A 4,948-nucleotide genomic window follows, 5' to 3' on the forward strand; every position below is an offset into this window, starting at 1 on the left:
TATCTTTTTATATTAATCAATATACTATATATATTTAAAATTATTATAGAGTTTAATCATAATTATTATTGATTTACTTTTGCACTAGTATATAATCAGTGTAAGAATATTATAATTTTGTAATAATGTAAAAAGGTTAATTTATAATGACAAATAGTTTTAAAGATAGCATTAATTTGTTAAACAAATTAGGGAAAGAATCTCACATTAATCCTATGGTATTAGAATACATGAGTAATTCTGAGCAGATTTTAACAGTTACTTTGCCTATAGTAATGGATAATGGTGAGATAAAAGTATTTACTGGTTATCGTATTAGGCATAATACGGTTTTAGGTCCAGGTAAAGGGGGAATTCGTTTTAGTGATACAGTAAGTGAAGAAGTAATAGGAAGTTTAGCAGTAGGTATGATGATAAAAAATTCTTTGGTAGGATTGCCCTATGGAGGAGCTAAAGGTGGTATTATTGTTGATCCTACTATGTTATCAAAAACTGAATTAGAAAAATTATCAAGAGCTTATATTAGAGCAATAGTTGATGCTATCGGTCCTTATCTTGACATTCCGGCTCCTGATGTTGGTACTAATAATACTATTATGAAATGGATGCTTGATGAATACGAAACTATTAAAGGTATTAAATCTCCGGCAGTTATTACTGGTAAACCTGTGCAACTTATGGGTAGTTTATTTAGGGAAGAGGCTACAGGTTATGGGGTATTTTATATTAGTAAATTATTAATAGATAAAATAGGGAAAGCTATTCATAATACTACTATTGCCATTCAGGGTTTTGGTAAGGTTGGTTATTATTTAGCAAAATTTTTATTTGATGCCGGCTATAAAATAGTAGCAATTAGTGATGTGAGTGGGGGAATATTTTCTAATGATGGTCTTAATATTCAAGAAATATCTAAACAATTAAGGTTACATAAAAATAAAACTTTACATTCTCCTGAAATTAGTGCAAATCTTCAGAATGTAAAACTTATTACTAATAGTGAATTATTAGAATCTGAAGTTGATATCTTAATTCCGGCTGCTATGGAAAATGTTATTAATGAAGCAAATGTTCACAAAATTCAAGCTAAATACATTGTTGAAGCAGCCAATGGTCCTATTAGCGGAAAAATTAATAGTGTTTTAGAGAAAAAAAATGTTATAATAGTTCCTGATGTACTAGCTAATTCTGGTGGAGTTATTGTAAGCTATTTTGAATGGGTGCAGAACCTACAGTTCCATCATTGGACAGAAGAAAAAGTAAAAGTTAAATTAGAAGATATTCTAACTCAAACTTTTAATAGTATTTGGAAATTACAATTAGAAGAAAACAGATCCTTAAGAAGTGTTGCTTATTCCTTATCGCTCCGTAGGCTGGAAACAGTAATTAAAATGAAATTTAATATGTGATTATTATTAATCTAAAATGATAACCTAAAAGGAGATATAGAATGTCATTAACTAAAATTTATAATGCATCAGATTTATTTGTAAAAGCACTTGAGAATGAGGGTGTTGAAGTAATTTATGGAGTGCCTGGTGAAGAAAACCTAGATCTTTTAGAATCTATAAGAAAATCTAACATTCAATTAATTTTGAATAGACATGAACAGGCAGCAGCTTTTATGGCGGCTACTTATGGCAGAATAACCGGTAAAGTAGGTGTGGCTATTTCTACTTTAGGACCCGGTGCTACTAATTTTACAACTGCAGTAGCCTATGCACAATTATGCGGATTTCCTTTATTAGTAATTACAGGGCAAAAACCTATTAAAAAAAGTAAGCAAGGTAGGTTTCAAATCTTAGATGTAGTAGAGATGATGAGTCCTATTACTAAATATACTAAACAAATAGTAGATATTAATATGGTTACTGCAACTGTCAGAGAAGCTTTTAGAGTTGCAGTTGAAGAAAAACCAGGAGCAGTACATATTGAATTTCCTGAGGATGTTTCAGCAGAAATAAATACCGAAGATACTAATGGTATTTTTGCTATTAGTAAAGTATTATATCCGCAAGCTAATCAGCATAGTGTTAGTGAGGCAGTTAAACTAATTAAACAAGCAAAACAACCGCTTGTTTTAATAGGTGGTGCATGTAACAGAAAGAATGTAAGTATAGAACTTCTAAATTTTATTGATACTACAGGATTACCTTTTTTTAATACTCAAATGGGTAAAGGGGCTATTTCTGAAGAACACATTAATTACATAGGAACAGCAGCGTTATCTGGGGGTGATTATTTACACGATTTAGTTAATAAATCTGATTTAGTGATTAACATAGGGCATGATGTTATAGAAAAACCTCCCTACTTTATGGATAAAGATAGTAAACAAGTAATACATATTAATTATACCTCTGCAATTGTAGATAATATTTATAATCCGCAGTTAGAAGTAATAGGGGATATAGCCTATAGTGTACAAATATTAGCCAAAGAATTGGGGAAATGTACTCAGGATTTTTCTTATGCAGGTAGGGTAAAAGATTTTTTAACTAAACACATTAATGAACATAATACTAATAACTCTTTTCCTATTAAACCTCAACGTGTGGTGGCAGATATTAATAAAATTGTAGGAAAAGAGGGTGTAGTAGCCCTAGATAACGGTATGTATAAATTATGGTTTGCTCGTTATTATACTACAACTTCTCCTAATTCTTTATTATTAGACAATGCTCTTGCCAGTATGGGTGCCGGATTGCCTTCAGCTATGGAAATAGCAAGATTATTTCCTAAGAAGAAAGTTTTAGCAGTAGTAGGAGATGGGGGTTTTATGATGAACTCTCAAGAACTTGAAACTGCAGTGCGTTTAAACTTAAATGTAGTAATACTGATTTTAAATGATAATGGTTACGGTATGATTAGATGGAAACAAAACGATATGAATTTTAAAGATTATGGATTAAATTTTAATAATCCTGATTTTATTAAATATGCGGAGAGTTATGGGATTTCCGGCTATAGATTACAAAAAACCGAAGATTTTTCTAGCTTATTAAATAGTTGTTTTGCAAAAGGTGGGATTCACTTAATTGATGTACCGATTGATTATTCAGAAAATACTAAAGTCTTAACAAATGAATTAAAAAACAAACAGGTAATAACATAAGTTATTAATTAAAACTAAAATAATTATTAATTGTTTAACAGCGGAGTAATTACAGTAATGAGTATAGATGTAGTTTCAGCATATGACGGTGCTTTTATAAAATCTTTAAAAAAACAGAATAGAGATGAAGCAATGATAATGCTAGAGAAAGCTCATCAAAGATTTCTTAATAAATCTTTGTGGTTAAAGCCTTATCAAAGAATTGATATTTTAAATAAATTAAGTGAATTAGTAAGTAAGGAAGCTGATGTTTTTGCCACACTTATTGCTAAAGAGGGTGGTAAACCTTTAATTGATGCTAAAGTTGAGGTAGCCAGAGCAATTGAGGGAATTAAATTAGCAACTAAAGAAATAATGTATGTAATGCGAGGTGAAGAAATTCCGATGGGATATTCTAAAGCCTCTGAAGATAGATTGGCTTTTACAATTTATGAACCCATAGGTGTAGTTTTAGCTATTAGTGCTTTTAATCATCCTCTTAATTTAATTGTACATCAGATTATTCCAGCAATTGCCGTTGGATGCCCAGTTATTATCAAACCTGCTAGTAAAACTCCTTTATGTTGTTTAAGATTTGTAGAATTATTGTATGAAGCAGGATTACACCAAGAATTTTGTTATAGTTTAGTATGTGATAATATAGTAACTGAAGCACTGGTTACAGATAACAGAATAGGATTTTTAAGCTTTATAGGTTCTTCACAAATTGGCTGGTATCTAGCTCATAAGTTAGCTCCTGGCACTAGATATGCTTTGGAACACGGCGGAGCTGCTCCTGTCATAATTGATAAAAATTTAGATAAGTTAGATACAATTATTACATCTCTTGTAAAAGGAGGATTTTATCATGCTGGTCAGGTTTGTATCTCTACCCAGAGAGTATATGTTCCTCAGGAAGAATTAAAAAACTTTACAGAGAAGTTAGTTGTAGCTACTAAAAATCTAAAAGTAGGAGACCCAAGCTTATTAGATACCGAGGTTGGTCCCTTAATTTCTACTAAGGAAGTAGATAGAATTGCTACTTGGGTAAGAAATGCTATAGAAGAGGGTGCAACTTTATTGTGTGGTGGTAAAAAAATATCTGATACTTTATATGAACCTACTATTCTTTTAGAACCAAACCTTCAATCTAAGGTATCACTCGTGGAAGTATTTGGTCCTGTGGTTTGTGTATATGGATATAGTACAATGGATGAAGCCGTAAAAAAAGCTAATGCTCCTAATTTACCGTTTCAGGCAGCAGTTTTTAGTAATAATCTTAATTCTATATTACATTTATTTCATAATATTGATGCTAATGCAATCATAGTTAACGATCATAGTGCTTTTAGGGTAGATTGGATGCCTTTTGCAGGCAGAAAATCAACTGGCTACGGTATAGGTGGTATTGCTCATACTATGAAAGAGATGCTTACTCACAAAATGGTAGTGATTAAAACTCTATAATTTTAATATACTGATTATGAGTAAAATTATTAATACATAGAATCGCAGAATTCCCTTTTAAGATACTTATTAGTATCGATAAAATACTAGATTACATCTAAGTACTATTATCAAAAAATAGAATACATTTATTATTACTAATTAGTAAAACATTTACTCAATCTTAAGTTTAAAATTAACTCTAAGCTTAAAAACTTCTTGCATAAGATCTTCTGATAGTATATATTAAAATTCTAATATATAGCTATAATTTACAAAACATTATTCCTATTAAATATAAACATAATATTTCTAAATTTTCTTACTGCATCGTCATCTGTCTTTATAATGGGACAGAATACCTTATATTTTACTACTACGGTTGATTGAAAAAACCCGCAATAATAT

At 30.4% G+C, this 4,948-nt stretch carries 3 protein-coding genes; all 3 read left to right on the top strand.

Annotated features, from left to right (window positions below; all coding sequences use genetic code 11):
- The first annotated feature begins 146 nt into the window (after positions 1–146).
- The 3 genes from ACQCX0_RS00005 to ACQCX0_RS00015 are packed head-to-tail and all read left to right on the top strand — an operon-like array spanning position 147 to position 4,561.
- Positions 147–1,409 (top strand): Glu/Leu/Phe/Val family dehydrogenase, encoded by a 1,263-nt coding sequence (locus ACQCX0_RS00005; protein WP_462561971.1) that lies wholly within the window; start codon positions 147–149, stop codon positions 1,407–1,409.
- Positions 1,410–1,450: 41 nt separating this feature from the next.
- Complete coding sequence (locus ACQCX0_RS00010) at positions 1,451–3,115, top strand: acetolactate synthase large subunit (protein ID WP_462561972.1); 1,665 nt, start codon at positions 1,451–1,453, stop codon at positions 3,113–3,115.
- Positions 3,116–3,172: 57 nt separating this feature from the next.
- Positions 3,173–4,561 (top strand): aldehyde dehydrogenase family protein, encoded by a 1,389-nt coding sequence (locus tag ACQCX0_RS00015; protein WP_462561973.1) that lies wholly within the window; start codon positions 3,173–3,175, stop codon positions 4,559–4,561.
- The last annotated feature ends 387 nt before the right edge of the window (positions 4,562–4,948 follow it).

Source organism: Candidatus Hepatincolaceae symbiont of Strigamia maritima, from assembly GCF_055505085.1.